Origin of the sequence: Lujinxingia vulgaris, from assembly GCF_007997015.1 — a bacterium.
GTDB classification, from domain to species: domain Bacteria; phylum Myxococcota_A; class Bradymonadia; order Bradymonadales; family Bradymonadaceae; genus Lujinxingia; species Lujinxingia vulgaris.
On record NZ_VOSM01000002.1, the window covers coordinates 291,005 to 317,457 of the forward strand.

General features: G+C 65.7%; 17 protein-coding genes. 11 read left to right on the top strand and 6 right to left on the bottom strand.

The features are described 5' to 3' along the window. Positions 1-61: 61 nt before the first annotated feature. Positions 62-3,181: an IPT/TIG domain-containing protein gene (locus FRC98_RS04835; protein ID WP_146980168.1), complete on the bottom strand. Its 3,120-nt coding sequence runs from the start codon at positions 3,179-3,181 to the stop codon at positions 62-64. Positions 3,182-3,402: 221 nt separating this feature from the next. Here FRC98_RS04835 and FRC98_RS04840 point away from each other — a divergent pair, with 221 nt between their 5' ends. From FRC98_RS04840 to FRC98_RS04855, 4 genes are all read left to right on the top strand, one after another. Next, entirely contained in the window at positions 3,403-4,944 is a 1,542-nt protein-coding gene (locus FRC98_RS04840; protein WP_146980169.1) for a hypothetical protein, read from the top strand. Between the two features lie 318 nt (positions 4,945-5,262). Continuing rightward, positions 5,263-6,270 carry a TadE/TadG family type IV pilus assembly protein gene (locus tag FRC98_RS04845; protein ID WP_146980170.1) on the top strand — a complete coding sequence of 336 codons (1,008 nt, stop codon included), beginning with the start codon at positions 5,263-5,265 and terminating at the stop codon, positions 6,268-6,270. Then, a complete protein-coding gene (locus FRC98_RS04850) occupies positions 6,248-7,600 on the top strand; it encodes a Tad domain-containing protein (protein ID WP_146980171.1) in 1,353 nt (450 codons plus the stop codon). Before FRC98_RS04845 ends, FRC98_RS04850 begins: the two co-directional genes overlap by 23 nt. After that, positions 7,597-8,463, top strand: a complete 867-nt coding sequence (locus tag FRC98_RS04855) for a hypothetical protein (RefSeq protein WP_146980172.1) — start codon at positions 7,597-7,599, stop codon at positions 8,461-8,463. The genes FRC98_RS04850 and FRC98_RS04855 overlap by 4 nt, the downstream gene beginning before the upstream one ends. An 80-nt stretch (positions 8,464-8,543) precedes the next feature. On the opposite strand, the gene FRC98_RS04860 is transcribed toward FRC98_RS04855, so the two are convergent. After that, positions 8,544-9,638 (bottom strand): SDR family oxidoreductase, encoded by a 1,095-nt coding sequence (locus tag FRC98_RS04860; RefSeq protein ID WP_146980173.1) that lies wholly within the window; start codon positions 9,636-9,638, stop codon positions 8,544-8,546. Positions 9,639-10,104: 466 nt separating this feature from the next. On the opposite strand from FRC98_RS04860, the gene FRC98_RS04865 reads away from it, so the two are divergent. The 4 genes from FRC98_RS04865 to FRC98_RS04880 all read left to right on the top strand — a co-directional run bounded on the left by FRC98_RS04865 (position 10,105) and on the right by FRC98_RS04880 (position 15,779). Beyond that, positions 10,105-12,744, top strand: coding sequence for an N-acetylmuramoyl-L-alanine amidase (locus FRC98_RS04865; protein ID WP_230467277.1), 2,640 nt, complete (start codon positions 10,105-10,107; stop codon positions 12,742-12,744). 19 nt (positions 12,745-12,763) lie between these two features. After that, complete coding sequence (locus FRC98_RS04870) at positions 12,764-13,369, top strand: hypothetical protein (RefSeq protein ID WP_146980175.1); 606 nt, start codon at positions 12,764-12,766, stop codon at positions 13,367-13,369. 137 nt (positions 13,370-13,506) lie between these two features. Then, a complete protein-coding gene (locus tag FRC98_RS04875) occupies positions 13,507-15,276 on the top strand; it encodes a M61 family metallopeptidase (protein WP_146980176.1) in 1,770 nt (589 codons plus the stop codon). Further along, positions 15,273-15,779 (top strand): cytochrome c-type biogenesis protein CcmH, encoded by a 507-nt coding sequence (locus FRC98_RS04880; RefSeq protein ID WP_146980177.1) that lies wholly within the window; start codon positions 15,273-15,275, stop codon positions 15,777-15,779. The genes FRC98_RS04875 and FRC98_RS04880 overlap by 4 nt, the downstream gene beginning before the upstream one ends. Before the next feature lie 197 nt (positions 15,780-15,976). On the opposite strand, the gene FRC98_RS04885 is transcribed toward FRC98_RS04880, so the two are convergent. The 3 genes from FRC98_RS04885 to FRC98_RS04895 form a co-directional block, all read right to left on the bottom strand. Continuing rightward, positions 15,977-17,884: a 30S ribosomal protein S1 gene (locus tag FRC98_RS04885; RefSeq protein ID WP_146980178.1), complete on the bottom strand. Its 1,908-nt coding sequence runs from the start codon at positions 17,882-17,884 to the stop codon at positions 15,977-15,979. A gap of 105 nt (positions 17,885-17,989) precedes the next feature. Continuing rightward, complete coding sequence (locus FRC98_RS04890; RefSeq protein WP_146980179.1) at positions 17,990-18,520, bottom strand: hypothetical protein; 531 nt, start codon at positions 18,518-18,520, stop codon at positions 17,990-17,992. Between the two features lie 263 nt (positions 18,521-18,783). Then, positions 18,784-19,980: a PQQ-dependent sugar dehydrogenase gene (locus tag FRC98_RS04895; protein ID WP_230467278.1), complete on the bottom strand. Its 1,197-nt coding sequence runs from the start codon at positions 19,978-19,980 to the stop codon at positions 18,784-18,786. Positions 19,981-20,184: 204 nt separating this feature from the next. Here FRC98_RS04895 and FRC98_RS04900 point away from each other — a divergent pair, with 204 nt between their 5' ends. Then, on the top strand, positions 20,185-20,919 hold the full coding sequence (locus FRC98_RS04900; RefSeq protein WP_146980181.1) for an NRDE family protein: 735 nt from the start codon (positions 20,185-20,187) through the stop codon (positions 20,917-20,919). Between the two features lie 34 nt (positions 20,920-20,953). On the opposite strand, the gene FRC98_RS04905 is transcribed toward FRC98_RS04900, so the two are convergent. Further along, positions 20,954-23,356: an acyl-CoA dehydrogenase family protein gene (locus tag FRC98_RS04905; protein WP_146980182.1), complete on the bottom strand. Its 2,403-nt coding sequence runs from the start codon at positions 23,354-23,356 to the stop codon at positions 20,954-20,956. Positions 23,357-23,610: 254 nt separating this feature from the next. On the opposite strand from FRC98_RS04905, the gene FRC98_RS04910 reads away from it, so the two are divergent. Both FRC98_RS04910 and FRC98_RS04915 read left to right on the top strand, forming a co-directional pair. Further along, complete coding sequence (locus tag FRC98_RS04910; protein ID WP_146980183.1) at positions 23,611-25,710, top strand: hybrid sensor histidine kinase/response regulator; 2,100 nt, start codon at positions 23,611-23,613, stop codon at positions 25,708-25,710. A gap of 77 nt (positions 25,711-25,787) precedes the next feature. After that, positions 25,788-26,420 carry a ClpXP protease specificity-enhancing factor SspB gene (locus FRC98_RS04915; protein WP_146980184.1) on the top strand — a complete coding sequence of 211 codons (633 nt, stop codon included), beginning with the start codon at positions 25,788-25,790 and terminating at the stop codon, positions 26,418-26,420. Positions 26,421-26,453 lie beyond the last annotated feature (33 nt).

The window sequence follows — 26,453 nt, forward strand, 5'->3', positions numbered from 1 at the left end:
GGCCGGCCCTCCCGCGCACTCCGACCAACGTGTGGCGGCGCGGAAATTGTTTCCGCGCGCTTTAGAAGGTCATCAGGACTTCATTGACGGCAATGCCCTGCCAGTCGCCGCTTAAGTCGGAGTAGGCGAAGTTATCGGCGCTCACACCTTCCTTTTTGATGCCGTAGACCACCAGGAAGTAGGTGCCGCCGGGGTAGGGCACCGGGCGCTCTTCGGGGGGCAGGTGCGAGAAGTCCGGGAAGTCGGGGAAGCGCAGCCCGGTGGCGTCGCCGGCGACAAAAGCCTCCCAGACGACCGCGCCCTGGAAGTCTTCGAGGAAGACGTAATGCAAATCGGGCGGGGTGCTGCCGATGGGCTCCCACTGCACCAGCCCGTTGGTGGGGCGGCCGCCCTGGGTGGGGGTGATGAAGTCGACCGGCGCGGGCAACGCGTCGAGGTCGTGGGTGCGGTCGAGCTCGGTGAGGTCGTAGGCGTAGGTCTCCACGAGAGGCAGCCGCCCGTTATTATCGATGCGCGCCGTCAGGCTGTACGACGCGTCTTCCAGCTCGCCACGCAGATGCGCGATGCGGTCGGCCTCAATGAGGTCGCCGGTGGAGCTGTAGGTGCGCATGGGGCCAAACACCCCGTCGAAGCCCAGGTCCAGGTAGAGGTTGACCCGGTGGGTCGAGGGGCCCGGCTCAAGCACCGGCGGGGCGATGAACTTAAAATGGGTCGAGGCGCTGAGCGGGATTGTGAGGTCGATGTCCACCTCGTAGCTCTGGCTGTCGGCGGCGAAGAGGTAGCGGGCAAGGCCCATGCGCAGGGGGCGGAACTCCTGGGTGCGCGTGTTGTAGAGCCCGCCCAGCGCCACCAGCGCCAGGTCGCCGACGCGGGTGAAGATCTCGTACTCGCCCTCCTCAAAGACCACGTTGTTGGAGCCCTGGTTGGGGATTTGCGCCAGCATGGAGGGGCGCGTGGAGAAGACCTGGGCCATGAGGATCTCGTCGGGGTCGGGGATGCCGACCTTGTCGAGGCCCAGCACCTCACCGCGGAAGGTGGCGATGGGCGGCCCGGGCGGGAAGCTGCCTTCGCCATCGGCGGCGGGCGGGTGCAGAAAGAGGGTGATGTTTTCGGCGTCGACGCGCTGGGCGGTGGCCGCCGAGTGCTCGGGGGCGGTGGCGGTGACGGTCTGCTCCCCGTAGACGTCGGGGCCGGAGAGGGTGACCATGCCGGCGGCGTTGGTGGAGCCGGTATAAGGGGTGTTGGCGTTGGTGGAGAGCATCACAAAGGCGCCCTCGACCGGGCGGCCGTCGTGGGTAAAGACGGTGACGTTGACCGAGCCGTTGACCGGCGGGCCCCAGGCGCCGCCAAAACGCGCGCCGGGGTTGAAGTAGCTAAAAGGCTCCGGCGCCACGGCCTCTTGCGCGCCCTGCGTGGCGCGCACCTCAACCTCGCCAGTGCTTCCGGGCGGGGTGCGCAGCGCGAGGGTGTTGGCGTCGATGAGCGCGACGTCGGTGGCCGGGGCGCCGCCGAAGGTGAGCTCGGTCTCGGGGGTAAATCCCTGGCCGCGCACCATCACGTAGGTGTTGCCGGCGACAGCGCCGCGGGTGGGCTCAAAGCCCCAGAGCTCAAGAGCTTCGGTGAAGGTGAAGGCGTCAGCGAGGGTGGCGCGGGCGTCGGGGCGAATGACCTCGAGCGAGGCCGGGCCGGGAGCGCCGGGGCCGACAGTGATGGTGAGGGTGGTGTCATCTTCCACGGTGAAGGTCTGGGGAAGATCGCCCAGGCGCACTTCCGTGGTGCCCGTGAACCCTTCGCCGTTGAGCGTGAGGGGGTAGCCGCCGGCGACGTCACCGCTTGCGGGGGTGAGCGCATCGAGGATGAGCGGGGCGCCGTAGGTAAAGGCGTCGGCAAGGGTGAGGTCAGGCTGGCCGGAGGCGCTTAAGCCCAGGTCGACGACGCCCGGAGCGCCGGGGGGCGTGAGCACGCGCACCATGTTGGTGCTTTGCTCAACGAGGGTGGCGGGCTGGCCGCCGAAGGTGATCTCGAGCCCCGCGGCGTCGAGGCCACCGCCGAAGATCAGGACCTCGTCGCCGCCCAGGCTGCTGCCGGATGCGGGGCGCAGCGCGTCTGCGGAGAAGGTGGTCGTGTCGCTCAGGTAATAGAAGGCGTCGGCCAGAAAAGCGCCGTCGCCCTCAAGCTCCACGCGCACATCGACCGGGCCCGGGGCGCCGGCGGGGGTGCGCAGCGTGGCGGAGGTGCCATCGGGGGCGACGGCTTCGAGCGTGGCCGGGGCGTTTGCGAAATAGACCACCATCGCCTCAGAAAAACCCGCGCCTTCGATCGTGACGAGCTCGTCGCCTGCGGATTCGCCGAAGGGCGGGTCCACACGATCGAGGTCAACCGAAGCGACGTAGAGCAGAGCGTTCGGGGCGGTGAGGGAGGCGTCGGGGTTGGTCAGGCGAAGATCGGCCGGGCCGGCGACCCCCGGCGGCGCGATGACGCGCAGGAGCTCCGAGCTGATGAAGGTGTGGCGAAGCGCGGTGGTGCCGCCCAGGCTGACGCGGGTCTCGGGGGTGAAGCCGCGGCCCCGCACGCTGACTTCGGCGCCGCCGAAGGTGGCGATGCGATCGGGTTGCACCGACGTAAAGCTCAGATCTTCAAAGTAGGTAAAGCCGTTGACCAGCGCGTCTTCGCCCAGCACCGGATCAATGACGCGCAGGGTGGCCGGGCCGACGCCCTCGCCAGGCGGGGTGGTGCCGGTGAGGGTGCCGTCGATCAGATCGACCTCCACGGCGTGAATATCAAAAAAGACGCGCGTCTCCTCCCCAAAGCCCTCGCCGCGCAGCACAAAGGGCGTACCGCCGGCCAGCGGGCCCCGCGCCGGGGTGACGCTCTCCAGGAGCACTTCGGTGGGCTCGGGGTCGACGTCTGCATCGGGGGCGGTGTCGGGGAGCCCCGGGTCGGTGTCGTCGGAGACATCCGGTTGCGGGTCGGCGTCGAGGTCGGTGTCCGCGTCGCCGGCATCGGGCTCGGCGTCGGGGGTGTCTGCCGGGTCGGAGGCGTCGCCCACGTCCGTGAGATCGACGTCGGTGAGTCCACCGTCGGTGGGATCTTCGATGACGTCGTCGCCGCATCCGGCAAAAAGGGCGGCGCAGAGCGCCAGCCAGATGAAGTGGCGAAGAGAGAAGCGTAGGTGGCGCATGGGTAAACAGCCTTATAGTGAGCCGGGCCCGGCTTTTGCACGGGGCACAGGGCCGAGGTGAGCAAGCGCTCGGAGTATAGGCGCCGGTAGTGGCGAGTTCAAACCCGCGACCGATGTTCAGGTTAGCGCGAGGATGGTCGCAATCGACAAGGTGGTCCGGGTCTGGCATCGTGACGCGACGAGAGCGTCCCCGGCCCCAGAGCAGGTGATTGAGGCGAGTGATGAGCCAAGGCAGAGATCGTTCCAGGCGGGTCAACGTCACGCTGATGTATGATACCGGCGCGAGGCCCGATGATGCGTGGAAGAGCGGGCGTTGGATCGTACCGGCAGCGCTCTCCGGGGCGATGCTCGTGGCGCTCTTTACGGTAACCGAGTGGCTGGCGCCCTCGGTGCCGATGATGGCCTATGTGCTGCTGGTGGCGCTGCCGGTTCTGGTGGTCGCTGCGGCCCAGCAGCGGGTGCGGGAGCTCAAGAAGATGCTGCCGGTGACCCTGGTGGTGCTGAGCTTCGGGTTGCCCTTTGTGGCCTGGAACATCGGGCCTTACCGCGCGTTGATGATGGCGTTTTCGGGGGATTTGCTCAGCGTGGACGCCCTGGTGCGGGGCAGCTCCGATCGTTCCGAATCGGTGGCCACACGCGCCTGCACAGCGATGCTGGAGGGATCGAGCGAGCTTGTGAAGAGCCGCCTGCAACCGGTGCTGGCGCTGCGGCCTGCCGTTGCCGCAAGTTGTCTGGAGCAGGCCGAAGAGAAACATCCGCAGATGGTGGTCAGCCTGGGGCGCTACCTGCACGAGCAGTGGTACCAGGGGTGGATGGGGCCGGAGGTGATCAGCGAGAAGGTCAGCTGCGAGGCCGCCGATGCCTTTGGCACCATCGCCCGGGTGAGCCACTCGCCGGCGCGTCCGCAGCTGCTTGGCTGCGCGCTGGGGAGCGTGCACGCAGGTGTTGCGGGGTGTTGCGCGCAGGCGGTCAGCGCCGAGGGTGTCGATCGGGTGGACGTGGACCTGGCGATGGAGCCCGAGGCCGCCGAAGAGCTCTTTGAGTTTCTGGCCGAGGCGGTCGATGTGCCGGCGGCCACGTTGATGTCGCCCGGACCTTATAGCGAGACGCTGAGCTGGGAGGCCGCCGACCTCTTTCACTGGACCACACGCCTGGGCTGCGAGCTTGTGCAGAGCCATCGTCGGCCGGACGCCATCGCCGAGGTGCTCTCGACGATCGTGCAGACGCAGTGCGGCCTGGAGATCGACAGCCCGCTCTATTCGTACGCCGGGGTGGCGATGATTGAGCGCACCTGTGAGGGCGTGGCCGGCGTGGCCCAGGGGGAGCGGGTCGACGTGGTGCCCTGGTGTGAGTCGGCGCGAGAGGCGGTGCGGCAGTCGGTGATCGACAACGCGATGTTCGCGGTGAATAAGGCGCGCACGGCCTATCTGGTCGAGGGGCTGGGCGGCTCGATCGTGCGGGGCGATGCGCGCCGCCGGTCGCAGGAGCGGCGCCAGGGGCCGATCACCATCGAAGATCTCTATGAGCCGCGGCCGGCAGCGCCCAACGGTGCAGAACGCCAGAGGTTGGGGCGGCCGGACTGGGCCTTTATGAGCGCCGAGGAGCAGAGCCAGTACGACGCGATGGAGTCGGCCCGACCTCGCTCCAAGCGCGCGCTCTCCCGCGACCTGGCCGGCATGCGTGAGCTGGGAGGTGGTTCTCCGGAGGCGGCCGCAGCCGCGCTGAAGAGCCTGCAGCGCGTGCAAGGTCCGCGACCTCAATGATGACCATGCCAGCGATGATGTCGCGAAAGGCCAACACGAGCATGCCGCGGGTGGCGAGGCGTGGCAGGAGGGCGTTTTACGCGGTTGGCGGCCGCGCCGCGCGTTGCGAGGCGTTACAAGAGCGGGGTCTGATGTGGTTAAACGTTCGGTCAGGTGTGTCAGTGTGGCACGGTGTAGGGCAAAGTGGTTGTTTTTTGCTCCAATTTGAGTACCCCGAGCGGGTTGGCCCTGTCCTTGCAGAAGAGCCGGGCGTCAACGCCATCGAGGCGTTAGCATTGCCTGAGAGCTCGACCCGACCCACGACGTTCGAGGATTGAGATGAGTGGCCAACCCCCCAACCCGCGTAACGAGCAAGGCGCGCGCCGCCCCCGCACCACCGAGGCCGTTGTGGCGTCGATGGGGCATGTGGCGGCCACGGGGCTCGTCGCCCTGGTGGGCCTGGTGCTGGTCGTCGGGCCCGCCCACCTGCGCGCGCTGCTGGAAGTTGAGCTGGCGCAGGGCATGACGCCGACGCGCTGGCTCTTGCCCGTGGCCGGGCACCTGATGCTCTCGGCGATGGTCTGGGCGCTCCTCTTTTTCGGGGCGCGCACGCTCAAGCGTTTCAGCGCCCGAGAGCGCTCGCCACGCCTGGTGCGAGCGCGCGGGGCGGTGGCCACCGAGACCTTGATCGTGATGCCGGTGCTCCTCTTGCTGGTCTTCGGGCTGGCGCAGCTGGCGGTGGTGAACATCGCCGGGATGTTGGCCAACTATGCGGCGGTGCAGGCCGGACGCGCCGTCTGGGTGTGGCATCCCGAGACGCAGCCTCTTAATGATGAGAGCGCGCGCCGCGGGGTGACCGACGCCATGGTCGTCGACCATGCACGCGCCCAGGCCGCCGCGGCACTTGCCCCGGTAGCGCCCGGCGACCACCAGATGTCTGGCGGCGAGGGCTCGGCGGTGCTGGAGCGCATGCGCACGATGATGATGGCCAGCCAGGTGGAGAGCCCGCCCAATGACTCCGGGCGCATGGTTCAGGAGGCCGGCTTTGACGCGGCCACCAACGAAGACGCCGCCTTCTGGCGAGCGCTTGACGGCTCGTCGTTCCCGGAGCGCACCTCGCGCAAGATCACCTTTGCTTTTCTGGCCACCGAGGTGGAAGTCATCACCCGGGGCAGCGAGGTCGGGGCGAGTTTGACCTACCAGCACTACATCGCCTTCCCGCTTGTCGGCGCGATCTTTGGCGAGCAGTCCAGCGTCGGCGGGCGCTCCGGCTCCTTCTCGACGATCACTCGCGAATTCCTCCTTCCAGCGCAGGTGCAGCCCAATGCTGAAACTCCGGAACTCTGAGCCGGCCCGGCGCCTGCGCGCGCTGGATACCGAGCAGGGCGGGGCGGTGTTGCTCTTATGTCTGGCGGCCGTGCTCATCCTGATGTTGATGGCCTGGGTGGTAATGGACGCAGGTCAGGTCACCCGCGATAAGATCGAGGCCCAGACCAGTGCGGATGCCGCCGCCTACAGCCAGGCCTCGGTGAAGGCACGCGCGATGAACATGCTGGCGTTTTCCAACATCGCTAAACGCTCCATCGTGGGCGTGCATGCGATCTACGAGAGCATGTTCGCCTCCTACGGCATGTGGGTGATGGCGCGCTACGCGGAGTGCCAGGCGCAGTCGCCCTCCTGCGATATTGAGGTGTTGGCCGAGAACCTGGAGCTCTACTGGAAAGAAGCCGATAACGACTACGGCACCTACGGCGACAACGCCGACTATTACCAGGCGGACATGCGCGCGCTGGATAACTACCAGCGCTACATCAGCGATATGGCGCCGTGGTGGGGCTGGACCGAGGTGGTGGTCCGCGCGCAGCGCAACGGCGCCACGATGGCGTCGAGCTTTCCGGTGCCTCAGGGCACGCCGCGCAACGGCATCGAGGGGCTTCCCCAGCAGATCATCAACGCCTCAGGGCGCCAGGTTCCCTTCAACTTCCTCTCCACCGTCGATCGGCTGCCCGCTCGCCCGGGTGAGTTCTGGGCGAATATGGTCGATGAGGGGATGTACGATCGGGAGACCTGGCAATGGGAGCATCGCCTCAACACCGACCGCCATCGCGAGCGCTCGGAGCTAGGCGCGGCCAATGCTGCGGTGATCCAGCGCGGCGCGACCTCCCTCTTTAGCTACGGGCTTCAGCGCACCGAGGAAGATATCGGGGAGTTTGGCCGCCCCTGGCGCCTCTACTTTAATGGCAATGAGGCGCACTGGCTGCGCGATACCTCCAACATCACCCTGACCTACCACGCCGACGCCAGTTACTACGACGAGCGCCGAAAGAAGTTCACCGTGCCCGCCCAGGATTACCATTACGACGACTCGATGCGCTCGTATCGCCCCGAAGGTTACTGGGGGATGGCGCGCTCGGAGATCTCGTTTCAGGGCGAGGGCGCGCCCACGATGTGGGAGGCGGCGTGGACGGCCCGGATGCGGCCGGTGGCGCTTCCGAGGGAGTTTGAGCAGGTGGGCTTTGACTTCAACGCCCTCTACCACTCCAGCATCATTCACCTGAGCGCCAGCGCGAAGATGCAGGGCGCCGGCGGCGGCAGCGAGTTCTTTGACGACATGGTCTACATGGAGAAGGTCAGCCGTGGCATGGGCCAGAGCACCATTGACGGGGTGAGCCGATGATCCAGGCGATGCGAGCGATGCTGGAGCGCAGAGTTGCGCTGCTGCGCGATGATGAGCGTGGCACCACGCTGACCGAGTTTGTGATGACGCTGCCGATCTTCATTACGGTGTTCATCGCCATCGGTCAGCTGGGCGCGGCGGGGCGAAGCTCCACCGAGGCCTGGGGCACGGCCTACCGCCAGCTCTGGTATGAGGCGATCCCGGTAAGCCAGGCCGACCAGGTGGTCAACGCCGGAGACCCCGGCCAGGTTCACGTGCACCCGACGCCGGCGGGCGCGCACGCGCTGCTCAAGGTCAACCAGCAGCCTCCGGTCAACGACTACACGATGCTCGCCCCGCGGGTGCGCCTGCAGGAGACGCAGACCTACGGCGGGCTCGCCAGCGCCGGAACCTTTGGGGAGTCGAACGCGCGGACCGCGCCCTCGGCGGCGCATTTTAACTTCGCTGGCACCGGTTCTCACCGCACCGGAAGCGCCTCGGGAATCATTGGCGAGAGCGACTTTGCGCACGATATGGTCAATGACGCGCCTTCGCGCGGGAACTTCCAGCTGGGCGCGGGGCAGGGGCCGGCCGGGGCGCTGGGCCACGGCTTTGGCCTGCGCGCGGTGCTGGGGGCGGGCAACCGCTACGGCACTGCCGTGGCGCTGATCGAAGATGATATGGAGATCATGGGCTGGAGTCTGCCGATGAAGGTCTATTTCAACACGCTTGTGGCGCCGGCGCCGGTGCAGGGCGACGGGGCGTCGACGGCCATCAGCCGCCTCTCCCTGGGCGCGCACGAGCCCTACGGGGAGCTTCTGGGCATTGCCAGCGAGCAGCCCCTCCCCGGCCCCGGGGCTCCCTCGGTTCCCGAGCTGGATTGATTCAGTCGGCATACAAAACAAAAACGCCCCCGCTCAGACGGGGGCTTTTTGTGGGCGGCGCTTGCAGACGTGCGCGCGTCTTATGTGGCGGGCGCTTCGTCGCGTCGGGCAAACGCGTCGAGCAGGGTGGGCAGGTAGAAGCTCAAGTGGGGAAACTCGATACCGTGGCGCGCCAGCGCGGCGTTGGCCTGGCGGGTGTCGTAGTGGGCGGGGTGGTTGAAGTAGGCCAGCGCCTCCTGGGGAACGCCGGTCCAGGATTCGAGCTGGGCGTTGCCCAGGGCCTTCTCCACCCAGGTCTCCGGGACGCTGCCCACGGCCGGGGTGCGGCCCATATGCTCAAGCGTGCGCTCGATGATCTCGCGGGCGCGCATCGGGTTGGGATCGGCCAGGTGAAAGACCTGTCCCTCATTGCCCGCTTCGTGACCCAGCGCGGCAAGCGCGGTCACGAGCACGTCGATGGGCACGATGTTGACCTTCGCCTCCCCCCGACCCACGTTGGGAATGGGCAGCCACTCGGGCAGACGCTCCAGCAGTCCGAAGACGTAGTAGGGGCCGTCGAATTTTTCGGTCGCACCGGTGCGCGAGTCGCCCACGGTGATGCCCGGGCGGAAGATCGTGGTGGGGATCTCCGAGGAGCGCCGCTGCACCTCCACCTCGGCCCAGAATTTCGTCTCTTCGTAGTGGTTTTTAAAGCCCTGACCCAGGTCGAGCTCGTCTTCGCGGAAGGTGCCGCGGCGGTCGCCGGAAACGTAGCAGGTCGAGACGTAGTTCAGGCGCGAAAGTTCGGTGCAGGCCTCGCAGAAGTCGAGCACATGGCGAGTGCCGCCGACGTTGACCTTAAAGGCCACATCGCGGGAGACCGCCAGATCGTAGATCGCGGCCAGGTGCCAGACCACACCCACCGACTCGACCAGCCGCGTGTGGTCAGCGTCGCTCAGCCCCAACTTCTCGCGGGTGATATCGCCGCGCACCAGACGAGCTCGCCCCTGCAGCGAGGGATGCCGCTCGCTGAGGGTAGCAAGGCGACGGGTGGCCTGCTCGTACTCCGAGGCCAGCACCAGAAGATCGAGGGAGGCTTCGGTGCGTCGGGCAAGTTCCTCGACCAGATGGGTGGCCAGAAAGCCCGGGAAGCCGGTCATGAGGATGGGGCGGTCGATCGTCTCGGGGGTCGTCATAAAAGCTCCGTGGCGCGGGGGACGGTGTGGCCGGTACGCGCGTGAAGGCGGCAACCTAGAAATGGCGGGCGCGGGTGTCAACGCGCGGGAGCCGCCGGGTGCGCCGCCCCCTTTGCGTTGACCGTGAGGTCAGGCATCGCGCAGGGGGTGTGCACTTCTGTCACACCTTATCGGGCGCGTTGGGGGCTCAGGTCCACATGATCGGGTGAGGACGGGCGAAGCTGACCGATGGGTAAGTGTCTGTGGTGAGGTGTGAGGAGTTGTCCTACATAAACTTACCCGTGCCGCGATCCCCCGATATAGCGTCGAATTACGGCTGTGACGGGAATAAATGCGATCCTCTTTTGCGGGGTCGGTATACTTCGTGCACACTCAACCCACCGTGCCAGTGGCGCGGCCTGTCCGGATTCATCGGTGTGACTTCGGAGCCGCTCTAACGGAAATCGACTCAGCAGAGGACGACACAATGGCGAGGATGGTGATGAAGATGTGGCCGGCGATGGGGCTGGCGCTTCTCGCGTCGATGGTAGCCGCGGGTTGCGGCTTCAACGACGGATTGGATCTCGATGATACCGTGGAGGTGCGGGTTCAGGAGCTGAGCTCCTTCTGCTCGGTTCAAGTCGAGGGTTACGGGGCGGTTGATGTTGAGGAGGATTACCTCCCCAGCGTCATTGCCTGTGAGAACGGCAACGCTCCGATGGAGGCGCTCAAAGCGCAGGCAGTGGCCGCGCGTACGTACGCGGCGTTTATCGTGGAGGCGGAGCGTCGCCCGCTGGTTCCGACCACCCGCGACCAGGTCTACGACTGCAGCCACGCGCAGGTTGAGCAGCGCCACCGCGACGCTGTAAACGCCACCCGCGGTCAGGTCCTGACGCATAACGGTCGCCTGGCGGCGGCGTTTTATGTGGCCGGGGCGATTCCCTCGACCAACAGCTGTCGCGCGGCCCGCGGGGATCGCGATCCGACGGGCACCGAGAAGTGGGTCACCTACAACCAGGGTCGCACCGGCTCCGGCGTGCGCGGCACCCCCCTGGGAAGCCTCGCCAACCCGGCCAACCGGGGCGCCAAGAGTCAGAACGGCGCGGCCTGCCTGGCCAACAATGGCTGGGACTACAAGCGCATCCTGCGCTTCTACTACGGCGACGACATCCGCCCGATGGTGCCGCCGAACAGCCAGTGCGCCGAGGGCGGGGGTAACCCCGGCGGCGGCGACGTCTGCTCGGGCCTGAGCTCGGGTGGTTCGGGCAACAACTCCGGCGGCCCCAGCTGCACCGATTCGAGCCAGGCGGTTCAGATCATGCCGCGCTCGGCCTGGAATGCCCGTGCGCCGCGCTACAACACGCCCTCCCACACGCCCAACCGCATCACGGTGCACCACACCGTGACCGCCAACGGGGTGGCCGACGGCGCCAACGAAGTGCGTAAGATTCAGCAGATGCACTTCAACCGCCGCTTCCACGATGTGGGCTACCACTTCCTGATTTCCCACGATGGCACCATCTACCAGGGGACCCCGGAGAATAAGGTCGGCGCGCACGTCGGTAACCAGAACACCGGCAACCTGGGCATCTCGCTGCTGGGGAGCTTCCACCTGAGCACGCCGCCCTCGGACGCCCAGCTGAGCAGCCTCTCGCGGCTGATCCGTCACCTGAGCGACAAGTACAACATCCCCATTAACCGCACCCAGGTGAAGGGTCATGGCGAGCGCGCCGCGACGCTGTGCCCCGGCCAGCAGGTGATGAGCCGCTTCGACTCCATTCTGGCAAACGCCAAGGCCGACGCCGTCTGCGAAGGTGGCGACAGCTCCGAAGAAGAGCAGGTCGATGGTCAGGACGTGGCCTCCTACCGCTACGTGCGCGTCAGCGGCGTGGACCTTGCGCCCAATAACAGTGACAGCCCGCTGGACGGCTATGAGGTCGACGCCATCTACGTGGAGAAGGCCGACGGCACGGTGGTCAACGCCGCTCGCGTCGCCTGCAGCCCCGGGGTGCAAAACGCCAACGCCGCGATCGGTGCCAGCGACAACACCAGCTGCGATAACCGCGCACAGACCGCCGCCGGCGTTCCCCCCGGTGCCGACCTCATCGTGGAGCTGCAGGAGCCCGTCAAGAAGGGCGATGTGCTCTACGTGACCCAGGCCGGCTACCCGGTGGCGCTCTCGGAGTGCTCGCCAAACGGCACCGCCAAGATCAGCCTCTCCAATGACGGCTCGATCTGGAAGGTCCTCGACACGACCGCCCAGGGCAACCAGCGCTGGACGCTGGGCACCGAGCACTTCGTGTATGATGAAGACGATGAAGCCGAAGGCCCCAACGGCGGTGGACTGGAGTTCATCGTGCCGCGCGCCGGCCACTGGTACCGTCCCGACATGACCTTTAAGGTCGTGGCCAGCGACCCCCGCATCGTGAAGGTCCGCTACGAGGCCGAGCACGACAACTTCCACCTGGGCACCTCCCAGGATCGCGCCTCGAACTTTGAGGAAGGCTACACCTACGAGTTCTTCGGTGAGCGCGTGATCTTCGCCATCGGACTCGACGCCAACGGCAACGAAGTTGCTCGCCGCGAGGTGCGTGTGACGATTACTGACTTCGACGGCACCATCCCCGAAGATCGCCGTGCGCTGCCTTACTACCCCGACGCCAACGTCGACTCGGCGATGGCCGAGCGCCTGGCCACCGAAGGTGCCAAGTGTCAGGAGACCGGTGGGCCGCAGCGCTGCTCTCCGGGTAACAACAGCTACAGCCTTGGCCGCTGCTGGGCGGGCGTGAAGGGTGCGCTTCGTCGCGCGGGCATCAACTTCGATAAGCTGCAAGGCCACGGCCCCTGCTCGGCGTATACCTTCCAGCTCTCGGCCTTCGGCTTCCGCTGCAACGCCGACGCCAACCCCGATGTGCTGCGCTCGATTGGCCTGCAGAAGGTCGACATCCCCACCACCGAGGCCCCTCGTGGCGCCATCATCTCATGGAATAAGGGCTGCATCGGCTACCACGCCGTCCACGGGCATATCGAGATTGTGCGCGAGCCCGGCATTGCCTGCTCCGACTTCTGCGGACGCATTCGCGGCAATGCCCCTCACTGTGCCAGCGTCTATATGCCGATCAACTAAGCCAACACGAGGTCTTGTGATGCGAAACGATAGCGAACAACGAGTCTCCCGGCGCCTGCGGGCGCTGGGCCGAGCCCTGGCCATCATCGCGCTCCTGAGCCTGAGCGCGGGCTTCAGCATCGGGTGTGAGCGCGAGAGCGTGACGGTCCCTGGCGACAACCAGAACCAGCCCGACACCGAAGTCCCCGATGAGGATCCCGATACCGGAGATCCTATCTCGGAAGACGACGAGAAGATGATGGACGATGACGCCGAGCTCATTGAGACCGGCATCCTCAGCGGCTCCTGGCGCGTGGCGATGGTGGAGGGCGACGCCCCGGTGGCCTTCTTCGACATCTTCCACGACCAGGGTGCCACCGAAGCTCAAGGCACCTACTGGATGATGGACGGTCTCTCCGAGATGCTCGACGGTCTCACCGGCGACTTGAACTCGGTGGAGTTGCAGGGTGATGATCTGACGATCACGTTTAACCCCACCACCGACATCGACGAGCTCTACACCCTGGAGCTCAGCCGCGATAACGACGATCTCTTCACCGGGTCGATGACCGCGGTCAACAACCCCAACGAGTACGAGATCACCTTCGGGCGTCGGGTCTTCGAAGACGACGTCGACGCGCAATAAGGCAGTCGCGGCGTTTGCGCCGCGGTGCACGCTGTGAATAATGAGGGCCCTCTGGCGGTTGATTTTCGCCAGAGGGCCCTTCTTTTTGTTCTGCCCTGTCGTGTTGCCCAACCTTTTCATCGAGCAAGTGAGCCTCCATGAGCGCGCCCATCGCGATTCGAATTCAGGTCCCCCAACCTCAGACCCACCTCATCGAGGTGGAGATGCGCGTGATGGCGCTCTCCGACGACTCCGAGCTGGTCTTGCGCATGCCGGTGTGGAGCCCGGGGAGCTACCTGGTGCGCGAGTACGCGCGCCACGTGCAGCGCTTTGCAGCCTTTGACAAAGATGGCGAGCGCCTGCGTTTCGAAAAGCTCGACAAGGCCAGCTGGAAGATCGATGTGGCGCATGTCGACCAGGTGCGCGTCACCTACCAGGTCTACGCCCACGACCTGACCGTGCGCACCAACCACGTCGACACCAGCCACGCCTTCTTCAACTGCGTGGCCACCTGCATGTACCCCGAGGGCCGACTCGACGACGCCATCGACCTGCACATCACCCCGCCGGAGGGATGGGAGATCTTCTGCGGGCTGGCGCCGGCCGAGGGCTCGAAGACCTACTTTGAGGTCGCCGATTTCGACGAGCTCTTCGACACCCCGGTGGAGCTCGGGCCGCACCCCTACTTCGACTTCGAGGTTGAGGGCGTGCCCCACCGCTTTGTGATGTGGGGCGTGAGCAACGCCGATGTCGACGCGCTCAAAAAGCACGTGCCGGAGCTTGTGAAGGTTAACGCGAAGATGTTTGGCGAGATCCCTTACGAGCGCTACGTCTTCATCAACCACCTGGTCGACGGCGGCTTTGGCGGGCTGGAGCATCGCCACAGCAGCGTCAATATGTTTGACGCGCGCGGCTTCGATAAGGTTGCTCTCGATGAGGATGGCAACCTCGGCGACAAGTACGGGAACTTCCTGCGTCTGCTCTGCCACGAGCATTTTCACGCCTACCACGTCAAACGCCTGCGCCCCGAGGCGCTGGGGCCTTTTGACTATCAGAATGAGAACTACACCCACGACCTCTGGGCGGTCGAAGGCGTCACGAGCTATTACGACACCTACAACCTCATGGGCACAGGCCTGCTCTCGCCGGCGGCATATATTGAGCTGCTGGAGAAGCGCGTGCTGGAGCTCTCGCAGTACCCGGGGCGGCTCTTGCATTCGCTGGAGATGGCGAGCTTCGATGCCTGGATCAAGTTCTACCGCCCCGATGAGAACACCCGGAACTCCACGGTGTCGTATTATCTGAAGGGCGAGCTTGTGAGCTGGGTGCTGGACCTGTGGATTCGCACGAAGACCGGCGGGGAGCGGGCGCTGGCCGATGTGCTGCGCAAGCTCTACCGCGAACATTATAAAGCCCGCGATGAGGGTTACCCGCGTGGTGCGTTTGAGGCGGCCGTTGGCGAGATCAGCGGCGCGGATCCCACCGAGTTTTTCGATCGTTATATCCGCGGCACCCACGAGATCGCCTGGGAGGAGTTCCTCGCGCCGGTGGGGCTGCGACTTAAGCCCGTGCACGATGAGCGAGGCGGGGCGAGCATCAAAGCTGTGACGCGCGCTGAAGATGATCGGCGTGTGGTGCGCGAAGTGCTCGGTGGTGGCCCCGGTGAGCAGGCCGGCCTGTGCGCCGGCGATGTGCTCGTGGCCATCGACCGCTGGGAGGTCGCCGAGCGCGACCCCGACGAGCTCTTGATCGACTATGAGGAGGGCGACGTGGTCGACGTGCACGTGTTGCGCCGCGGGCGGCTGCACACCCTGACGATGACGCTGGCCAAGCCCGGGCCGAAGTTCTACAAGCTGGAGGTGCGCGCGGACGCCTCGCAGAAGGCGCGCGAGCTTCGCAAAGGTTGGCTCGGAGTGGAGACGTGGTGAAGACACAACGACAGAAAGGCGCAGCATGGCTGCTGGTGCTCGTATTGATGGCTCCGGCTTCCCTGGCGCTGGCTCAGGACGTGGCGCGCACCGCCGATGAGGTCTCGCGCATGACCCGCGAGATCTCCCAGGAGATCTACAGCCCCTACTGCCCGGGCAAGACCCTGGCGATGTGCCCCTCGGCCAACGCCGGCGTGGCGCGCATGGACATCCAGAAGATGGCCAGCGATGGCATGGAGAAGGATGCCATCAAAGCCGAACTTCTGGAGCGCTACGGCGAGGGCTTTGAGGTTGTGGAGCCCCCGGCCGAGGATAACGCCAAGCTGCTGGGCTCGATTTTTGTGGGCCTGATTGTGGCGGTAGTCGCCGTTGTGGCGCTGGCCCGTCGGCGTATGTCTGGCGAGGAGGGCACGAGCGATGAGGACGCGCTGGCGAGCTCGACCGACCCGGTCGACGATGCCGATGGCTACCTCGACGAGCTGCGCGATGACTATTTGAGTTAAGCGCTGAGCACCGCAGACAGGCTACGATGCAACGAAAAAACCGACGCGAGAGCTTCGGTTTTTTTGTTCAGGGAGCAGGGTGTGTGTCTTGTAAGTGTTTGAGAAGATTGGTGAATCTGGTGATTTAAGGGCGCATGAAAAACCCCGGTGCCAGATGACACCGGGGTAACTCGCAACGCCGAGATGTTCCGAGACCTTTAGTTCTCGGTCTTCGTTTCTTCTTCGGAGCTTTGCGCGTCGGCGTCGTCTTCATCGCCGCTCACAACGTCGTCGGTCGTTTCCACGACGTCATCGGTGGTCGCCACCGCCTGGTCGGTCGTCTCCACGACGTCATCGGTGGTCGCCACCGCCTCGTCGGTCGTCGTGACAACGTCCTCAGCGCTCTCAGCGGCGGCCGCGCTCTCGCTCTTCTCGTCGGCAGCGGCGTCGTCACTCTTCTCGTCGGTGCTGGCCGCAAGTCCGAGGCGATCGCGCAGGATGTCGCCCAGGGTGGCGGCCGAGGCGTCTTCGTCGGCGTACTCGCGCAGGTTGGAGGACTCGTCTTCGAGCTCGTCGCGCTTGAGCGAGAGGCCGATGCGCTGGTTGGCGCGCTCAAAGCTCATGACCAGCGCGTTGACCTGCTGGCCGGGGCGCACCACCTCGGCGGCGGAGTTGACGCGGTCGTTGCTCAGCTCCGAGATGTGGATAAGTCCTTCCACGCCGGGGATGATCTCGGCAAAGGCGCCAAAATCCATCAGACGCGTGATGGTCACATCGACCTTCTGGCCGGGCTTGATGGTCTCAGCGGCCTGCTCCCAGGGGTCGTTGGTGAGCTGCTTGATGCCCAGGCCGATGCGCTGGTTGTCGGCGTCGGCGTCGAGCACTTTGACCTCAACCTCCTGGCCGAGCTCAAAATGCTCGCGGGGGTTTTCGATCTTCTCGGTCCAGGAAAGATCGCTGACGTGCACCAGCCCCTCGACGCCTTCTTCAAGCTCCACGAAGAGGCCGAAGTCGGTGATGTTCTTGATCGGGCCTTTCTGCACCGAGCCCACCGGGTAGCGCTCCACCACGGCGTTCCAGGGGTTCTCGCTGAGCGCCTTGACGCTCAAGCTCAAGCGGCGGTTCTCGCTGTCGATGCTCAGGAGTTTGACGGCGATCTTCTGGCCGAGCTTGAGCACGTCCTGGGGGTGGTTGATGCGCTCGGTCCAGGAGAGCTCGGTGACGTGCACCAGGCCCTCCAGGCCGGGCTCCAGCGCCACGAACGCGCCGAAGTCGGCCAGACTCACGACCTCACCCTCCAGGGTCTGGCCCTCGGAGTAGCGCTCGTCGATCTTCTCCCAGGGGTCGGCCAGAAGTTGTTTGCGGCCCAGGCCCAGGCGCTTTTTGGCCGGGTCCCAGGAGAGCACCACGACCTCGACCTCATCGCCCGGACGCAAGAGCTCGGAGGGGTGGTCGATGCGGCCCCAGCTCATGTTGGTGACGTGCAGCAGCCCGTCGATGCCGCCGATGTCGATGAAGGCGCCGAAGTTTGTGATGTTGCGCACCGTGCCGGTAAAGCGCTGGCCTTCGGCCAGCTCTTCGATCAGGGCCTTGCGCTCGGCTTTGCGCTCGCGCTCCAGGAGCGCCTTGCGGCTCACCACGACGTTGCCGCGTTTTTTGTCGAACTCCACGACCTGAAACTCGGCACGACGGCCGATGTAGGGGGTCATGTCGTTGACGCGGTGCAGATCGACGTGGCTGCGCGGCAAAAAGGCGCGAAGTCCGATATCGACCGAGAGGCCGCCCTTATTTTCGCCGGTGATCGTGCCCTCGACGACTTCGCCGGATTTGGCCAGGTGCTCAAGCCACTCCCAGGTCTGGAGTTTCTGGGCCTTGGTGTAGGAGGCGCTCCAGGCGTCGGCAAGCGGCTGCTCCACCAGGATGCTGACCTCCTGGCCGGCGGCAAAAGGAAGCTCGGCGGGGAGCTCCTCGCGGGCCACGTGCGCTTTGCGCTCCTGACCCAGATCAAAGATCAGGGCCTTTTCGGTGGCGTCGACGAAGGTCGCTTTGACCACGGCGTTGTGGAGCGCGTCTTCATCGAGGGTGGTGGCCAGCTGGGCGCGCTCAAGGAGGGTGGTCTCGGACATGTTCAAGATCCGGGGTTATGCGGGTTCGGGGCCGGGTGTTGGCCTGCGGGGCATCGAGGGGTGCGTCGGTTGTAGTGATGGCAAGCCGACGCTGTCAATCCGGGCTCAGGACTCGGTCTTGTCGCGCTTGCGGATGAAGACGCCGCCGCCGGCTTTCTGGCGACCGGCCAGGCGCTCTTTCGAGGGGGTCTCCTGCTCCTGGTGGCAGCGCTTGCAGAAGAAGTCTTCGCCGGGTTTGGGGAAGAAGGGCAGCAGATCCTGGCGGCCGCATTCGGCGCAGGTGAACTCCCAGGAGGTTTTCGACTCGCGCTCTTCCTCGCGGCGTTTGGCCTGCTCGGTGCGGGCCCAGGGCGAATCGCTGCCGAAGAGCGTGCGGGCGCAGGCGGTGCAGAGCACCTCTTCGAGTTTGGCGCCTTTGGGCATGTAGTCGAGGGTGTCGGGCTTGCCGCACTCGCTGCAGGTAATAGGCAGCATCACGCGGGTGCCGTGCTTGCGGCGCGGGATATGCTTTTTGTCGCCTTTGCGTTTGGCGATGCGCGCCTGCTGGCAGGACCCACAGATCGCGCGCGTGCCGGGAGGAGGAGCCTGCGCGACATCTTCGATCGCTTTACATTCGGCGCAGATAATCTTGGGCATGAGCGGATCCTATGAACTTGTGGGGGGGGAGGGGGTGTGTCGAGGGTCAGCAACGCGCCGGGGGGCGAGCTTCTTCCAGAAGGTGCGGCCGGAGCGCCGGGGTGCGCGTCGCGAAAGTGGGTAGGTCAGCCGTGATCAAATGTCAACGATCGGGCGAGTTTTGGTGGTTTTTTGGGCTCACCGCGCCCCCCGCGTCGGTGATGGGGGCGCGTGTGAGAGCGCAGGCACGTGTGCGATGTGCGCAGGCGGCCGGAGCTTTGATGCTACTGCGGTCCGAGACGGTAGATTTGGTCATCGCCCTCGCGCGGGGTGCCGCGCCCGTCGCGGTTGTTGCTGAGCACCCAGATCGAGCCGTCGGCGGCCTGGACGGCGGCGCGCAGGCGGCCCCATTCGTTGACGAAGAGCGCCTCGGATTCGACGACCTCGGTGCCCTCTTCGTTGAGCACAAGGCGCCAGACGCGCTGGCCGCGCAACGAGGCGATGAGCAGGTTGTCGTCCCACTGGGGGATGGCGCCCTGCACCGACGCGGTCAGCCCGCTCCAGGAGGCATCCGGGGGTTGTTGCACAAAGATCGGGTCGGTGAAGGCTTCCTGGTTGGACTGGCCGGTGACCTCGGGCCAGCCGTAGTTTTGGCCGGGGATGATGCGGTTGACCTCGTCATTCTCATTGGGGCCAAACTCGGTGGCAAAAAGGCGGCCCTGGCTGTCCCAGGCCAGGCCCTGCACGTTGCGGTGACCCATCGAGTACACAAAAGAGCCCGCGGTGGGGTTGTCGTCGGGGATCTCCCCGTCGGGGGTCATGCGCAGGATCTTTCCGGCCAGCGAGTCCGGGTCTTGCGCCAGATCGGGGCGCGCGGCGTCGCCGGTGCCCACGTAGAGCATGCCGTCGGGGCCAAAGTCGATGCGGCCGCCGTTATGGATGCGTGACTGCGGGATACCCTCAAAAATGAGCTCCGGCTCGGCGCGGTTATCCGGGTTAAAGCGCACAATGCGGTTATCCTCCTCGGTCGTGTAGTAGACGTAGAGGAGGTTGTCCTGAGCAAAGCGCGGGGAGTGGGCGATGCCCAGAAGTCCGCCTTCGCCGGCGTTAGCGACGGGGAACTGGCGCAGGCGGCGGGTGCGTCCGTCAACGTATTCGCCGACGCGGCCGGAGTCGCGCTCGGTGAGAAAGACGCGATCGTCGGGCGTCACTGTCAGATCCCAGGGGGCCGCCAGATCGGTGGCGACGATGGAGGCTTCCCATTCGACCGGGTCGCGGGGAGGATCGGGCTCCTCCTGGGGCGGCTTGTCATCGGGATCGCCATCGGGCTGACCATCTTCCGGGTCATCGGGGTCGGGCTCTTCCAGGTCGAAGTCGCCGGGGTCTTGAGGGCCGTCAGCGGGCGCGTTGCGCTGGTTGGAGCAGGCCGCCGCGGACATAAGGAGCGCGATGAGCACACAGGGGAGAAGACGCCTGAACATCATAACCTCGGCAGCACGAACGAGCGTTCGGGGAAGAGGAGAAGGGCTCGGGGGTTGATCCACGTGGAGAGAGCCTAAACAAGAGCGGTGAGATGTCCAAATCCGGCATCTTCGACAAGGGCTGCGAGCACCGGGGATGTGCGATCGGGCCAAAAAAGCCGGGCGAACACACACGACGATTGAACGTAAGTAGAGGAGAGCGATATGTGCACGATTCTGATTGCGACGCGATGCGCGCCCGATTGCCCGCTCTTTGTGGTGGCCAACCGCGACGAGTCTTATGTGCGACCGGCCTCGTCGCCGGCGTTGCGGGAGATCGGGGGGATGCGGGTGCTGGCGCCGCGCGATGAGCGTTCGGGGGGAAGTTGGCTGGGGCTCAATGAGGCCGGGATCTTCGTGGCGATCACCAACCGCTTTGAGGTCGAGCGGCGCCCGCACCATCGCTCGCGCGGCGAGCTTGTGTGGCAGTCGCTGGGCCGGGCAAGTGTGGAGGAGGCGCTGGAGGGCGTGCGAGGTCTTTCGCCCGCTGACTACGGCGGGTTTCATCTGCTGCTGGCCGACGAAACACGCGCGCAGGTGATCTGGAGCGATGGCGAGGTGTTTCGTGAAGAGGTGCTGGCGCCGGGGTATCACGCGTTGAGTGAGCGTAGCTTTGGGGCGGGCGCCTCAAAACGTCTGGAGCGACTCGCCAGGCAGCTTCCCGGGCAGCGACCGCTCAACGACGGGATGCGCCGAAGCCTTATTGAGGCGATGGCCTGGCGCGACGAGGAGCACCCCTTTGAGAGCACCTGCGTGCATATGCCGGAGCTCGATTACGGCACCCGCTCCTCCACGCTTGTGGCTTTGGGGGAGCGGGTGCGCTTTGAGCACGCGGAGGGGCCGCCCTGTGAGGCGGATTATGTGAGTTACGCGGCCGAGCTTAAAGCGTTGGGGTTGTAGTCCCGGTGCGGAAAGTCGGGCGTAGTGTGGGGTTTCAATCTCTGGCGATGCCGCGGGCGTGCTCGACCTGCGCATCGGCCGGAGCTTTGCCCTCCGAGAAAGCGATCGGGGCTGAGAGCAGCGTGTCGGGGATCTGGAAGGCGTCGACAAAGGCCACGGCGTCGGGGCGAAGCTCGGCGCAGAGGGTGTTGACGCGGTCGCGGATCGCGGCGGCTTTGTTGCCCTGGACGTAGCCGTTTTCCAAAAACCAGGCCATGTCCTTCTCGATGATGCTCAGGGCGAAGAGCTTACGAAGTTGGCTCAGCGCGCGGCGAAGCGCGGCGTCCGTGGTGTTTTTCTCAGCCTCAATGAAACACTCAAGCACGAAGCGCTCGACGTTGGCGTTGGCTACCGCGATGACGTGATCCTGGCAGTCGTTGAAGGCCTCAAAGCTGTCCATGCCCTTGTCGATGCGGCTCTTGATGCGGCGCGCCACCCCGGAGACCAGATCGCTCTCGCGGTAGCTCAGGGCGTCGAGCTGAAAGTCGGCGTCGTCGAGGTGCTCGGTGTCGGTGTTGCGGGTGACGACGGGGTTGGTCTCGGAGAGGGTGCGGGTGGCCTGACGTGTGAGCACCCGGGCCATGGTGAAGAAGTTGCCGTCGTTGAGCTCGTGGGCGTATTCGCCGATGCGGGCCTTGGCGACCTGCTGAAGCATGACCACGTTGGCGCCTTCAAAGGTCGCGAAGACGTCAACATCGGTGCGGATGGCGGCGATGCGGTTGAGCCAGAGGTAACCCTGGCCGCCGCAGGCTTCGCGGGCGGCCTGGGTGGCGCCGAGCGCGAAGTTGGAGGCGTAGGCTTTAAGCCCGGCGGCCAGCGCTTCGGTCTGGCGTCGATCGGGATCGACGCTGTTGTAGCGACGCGTGAGCTCGCGCAGCGCAAAGGTCAATGCGTAGGCGGTGGCGATGCGGGGCAAGAGCGCGCGCTGCTGCATGCGGTAGTCGAGCACCGGAATCTCGGGGGCGCCGGCCGGGCCGAACTGGCGGCGTTGATCGCTGTAACGGGTGGCAATGGTCAGCGCGGATTTGGCCGCGCTCAGCCCGCCGGCGCTCACGCCCAGGCGCCCGGCTACAAGCGTGCCGAGCATTGTGAAGAAGCGCTTGTTGGGGCTGGGAATGGGGCTCTCATAATGCCCCTCTTCGCTGACGTTGCCGTAGCGGTTGAGGAGGTTCTCGCGGGGCACGCGCACCTGGTCAAACCAGATGCGGCCGTTGTCGACCCCGTTGAGCCCCATCTTCAGGCCCTGATCTTCGATGCGCACCCCGGGCATCGGCTGGCCCTTCGCATCGCGGATGGGCACGAGCAGGGCGTGCACCCCGTGGTTGACGCCCTCGACGATGAGCTGAGCGTAGACGGTGGCCAGGGTGGCGTAGGTACCCGCGCCGCCGATCCACTCTTTGCGGGCGGTCTCGGTAGGGGTGTGAATGATGAAGGATTTGGAGTCGGGGTCGTAGGTTGCGGTCGTCTCCAGGTCGCGTACGTTGGAGCCGCGGCCCATCTCGGTCATCGCGTAACACCCCTGAAGCTCCAGGCTGGCCAGGCGCGGCAGGTAGGTGCGGTGGTGATGCTCGGTGCCCATGAACATGATTGAGCCTCCGAAGAGGCCAAACTGCACGCCGAACTTCACCAGCAGGCTCAGGTCGAAGTGGCCAAGCGTCTCGAAGATCGCCAGGAACTCGCTCATATCGCGGGTGCCGTCGGCGCGTTTGTCGGGCACGCAGCGATCGCCAATGCCGGAGTCGGCCAGGGCTTTGAGCCAGGTAACGACGAGCTCGCGGTAGTCTTTGAGGGGAAGCCCGTCGGTGTATTCGAACTGATCGCCAGCGAGCAGCTCCCGCACCATCTCCCGGGTGGCGCGATGGGGAGCGTCGAGGAGCTCGCCGAGCTTTTTCGGATCAAAGTCGAGGTTACGCGCTGGCAAGGTCGCCGAGGTGTCGCGAGCTTCGGGGCGAAGTTGTTCGGTGGCTTCAGTGCCCACGACGCCCAGGGCTTTTTCGATCTCGCGCAGCGAGGTGCGCAGCTCCTCGTTGGCCGGAGAGCCCTCGGCGGGAGGGGCGGCCAGGGCCATGCGCATGCCCAGCTCGGCCAGGCTGAGGCGCTCGTCGGTGGCCAGCGCGCCACCGTCGCGGTGCAGGGCGCGCAAAAGGTAGCGCAGCGCCACCGGACCGGGAGGGTTTTCGGGATCGAGCCAGCTGGCGAGGACCTCCTGATCCTCGGAGCTCAAACCCAGCATCTTCGTCATACGTTCGCGAAGCTCCAGGAGCTCGCGCTCGTGAAGCTCACCGTCGGCCCAGGCCACATAGATCATGGGCAGCAGGGGCAGGAGCTGGCGGGCGTCGAGCAGCGCTTGCAGCGCTTCCAGGTCGGGGTGCGAGGTGCCGGGTGTGGATGCAGACATCAAACCTCCATCATCGTCAGTGTGCGAGCGGGCGCGGCGAAGGCGTGTGCGGGCCGCGTGTGCGCAACGTCAAAAGGCCTCGTGTGGGAGAAGCCCACAGGGGGCGAGGCCGGGGATCGCTTGGAGCATCGGCGAGCCTAAGCACCACCGGGGGTGGGGCGAGTGATTTTCGGCGTGTGCTCTTTCTATTTTGGGACGGTGGATCTATACCATGAAGCCTTACGCGGGAGGAGACGCATGGCGAGGTGGAGCCGATGAACGAGTCAACCAGCGAGCTGGAGGGGCTGCGTAAGCTCTATGAGTTTACGAGGCATGTGCTGTCGGGCCAGGCCCGGGGCGGTGCGTTGCGACGTCTGGTCGAGGCGACGCGCGAGCTTACCAACGCCGATCACGTCTACCTCTTTACCCACCGCAATCAGGGGCTGGAGATCCGCGCGCGTGCCACCAGTGAGTACGGCGATGATCTCGGGGACAGCCACGATGAGGAGGGGTTCTCCACGAGCATCGTCAATCGGGTCTTTGAGAGCGGTCAGCCGCTGCTGGTCAACGATCTTCCCAACCACCCGGTGCTGGGCCGCGCTCCGTCGATTATGGAGTTGAGCCTGCGCAGCGCGATCTGCGCGCCCTATGCGATTGAGGGGCGTATCGCGGGGGTGATCTACGCCTCGGTGCATCGCATCACCGATGCGTTCACCGCCTGGCATCTTGAACTTCTGAAGGTGGCCGCCAGTCAGGCCGGGCTGTTGTTGAGCAGTGCGCTGGTCAGCGAAGCGTTACGGGAGAGTGAGGCGCGGCACCGCTCGGTGGTGGAGATGTCGCGCTCGGCGATTGTGGTCGTGGGCGGCGATGAGGTGCTCTTTGCCAATCAGGCCGCGCACAGGCTCTGGGGGATGAGTCCGCAGGACTTTGTGGCGAGGCGGCTGGCTGAGCTCTTTGATGGATGGCGCTCAGGGGCGTACCTGGAGTCGGTGGAGCAGCGCGAGAGCGTGGAGAGCGCGGAGGCCTGGGCGGTGCGCGGCGATGGCAGCACGTTGAGCGTGGAGGCCAGCGCGCAGCCCATTGTGTTCGACGGGCGAGATGCGATGCAGCTGATGATCAGCGGGGTGGCCGAGAAGAAGGCGATCCTGGCCGAGAGGTTGCGCATGGATCGCCTCGTGGTCATGGGCACGATGGCCGCCACCGTCGGCCATGAGATCAACAACCCGCTCTCGTACGTGCACGCCAACCTCGACTATGCGCTCGAAGAACTCGATGTGTGGATGAGCGCGCGCGGCTATGATGACACAAGCCACGGGCTGGGAGAGGTCTTCGACGGACTGCGCTCGGCGCTGGAGGGGGCGGAGCGCATCCGCGGGGTGGTCGAGAGCATTCAGAGTTTCTCGGCGCTGGAGCGGGGGATGCCCTCGGCGACCTGGATCGATCAGCCGCTCTACTCCTCGGTGCGCATGGCCCGCGGGGAGATGGGGCCGCGCATTGAGATCGATCTTCAGCTCGCGTCGACCTCACCGGTGACGATGAGCCAGGCGCAGCTCGGTCAGATCTTTATGAACCTGCTGATCAACGCAGCGCACGCGCTCAGTGATGCGTCGGTGCCGCAGCCCCGCGTGGTGGTGCGATCGCGTCAGGAGGGCGACTGGGTCTGGGTGGAGTTTGAGGACAACGGGCCGGGCATCGATGAGGCGGTGCTTCCCCACGTCTTTGAGCCCTTCGTCACGACCAAGGAGGCTTCACGCGGCACCGGGCTGGGGCTGGCGATCTGCCACCAGATCGTGGCCGATTGCGGCGGGATCATCACCGCGGAGCGCGGGGCAGATGGTGGCTGTTTGATGCGACTTCGACTTCCGGCGGCCAGCGACCCGACCACGCAGATCTTCGAGGTGTTTGAGAATGAGGGGGAGAGTGAGCGGCGGGGAAAGGTGCTGGTGGTTGACCCGGACCCGACCATCGGGGCCAGCCTCAAGCGGGTGCTTCGCGCCCAGCACGACGTCGATGTGGTCACCGACGTGGAGGAGGCCACCCGTGCACTGGGGCGCGCGATGCCGGAGTACGATGTGGTGCTCTGCGATGTGCGCCTTCGCGGCGGCGCGGGCCTGGAGACGGTGCAGTGGGTGCGTCGGCACGCGCCCCGTTACTGGCAGCGGTTGGTGGCGATGACGGCCAGCGCCTGCTCGAGCTCGCAGCAGCTGATGCTCGATGAGTTGCCCAATCCCTGGTTGCGTAAGCCCTTCGAGCTTGCCAATTTGCGCGGCATCGTCGCCGCGCTGGTGACGGCCAATGAGGAATCGCGCGCGCGCGAGCAGGCCCGGCGACTCTCCGGGCCGCGCGTTGAGGCGGAGCGCGATGGCGAGAGCTGACGTCGGGGGGCGCAGGACATCGGGTCGGATAGGTCCATTCGGCCCCAACTTTACGGGTTCATACGAGGAGTGTGCAGATGAGCGAGCGCGACGATGAGTTGATGGGGAAGGTTCGCAGGCTCTTTCCGGTGCAAGACTCCAGTGAGGAGGGAGGCGACGACTCCGAGGGCGCTGACGCGGCTGAAGAGGCACGCGATGAGGACGCGCCGACGTCTTCCGATGATGTCGATGATGTCGATGATGTCGATGATGTCGATGCCGATGGCGGGGCCGGGGTGGAGGAGGATGCCGAGGACGACGCAGAAGATGTCGATAATGTGGTGCGTCTTCCCTTCGGGCGTCAGGACACCCGGCGCTCACCCGCGCCGAACCAGCCCAAAGCCCCCGACGATCCCCGCGCGGCGGCCAAACTCGCGCTCTTCTCTCGCCTCATCGAAGAGGGGATGGTGATGGTCACGCTCGACCCGCGTGTCGATGGGGTCGTTGTGCCCTCGCGTTTTCTGGGTCAGCCGGAGCTTCGGTTGAACTTCTCCCATAACTTCCACCTGGCCGACTTCGACTACGACGGCCAGGGGGTGCGCGGCTCACTCTCGTTTCAGGGCAAACGCTTCTTCTGCGACATTCCCTGGGCGGCGATCGATATGCTCTACGCCCATGAGACTGGCGAGGCCTATGTGTTTGAGCCGGTGATCGGCGGGCCGAAAGGCTAAAGATGTGAGTTTTAAGGGGGGCCAGACGACGCT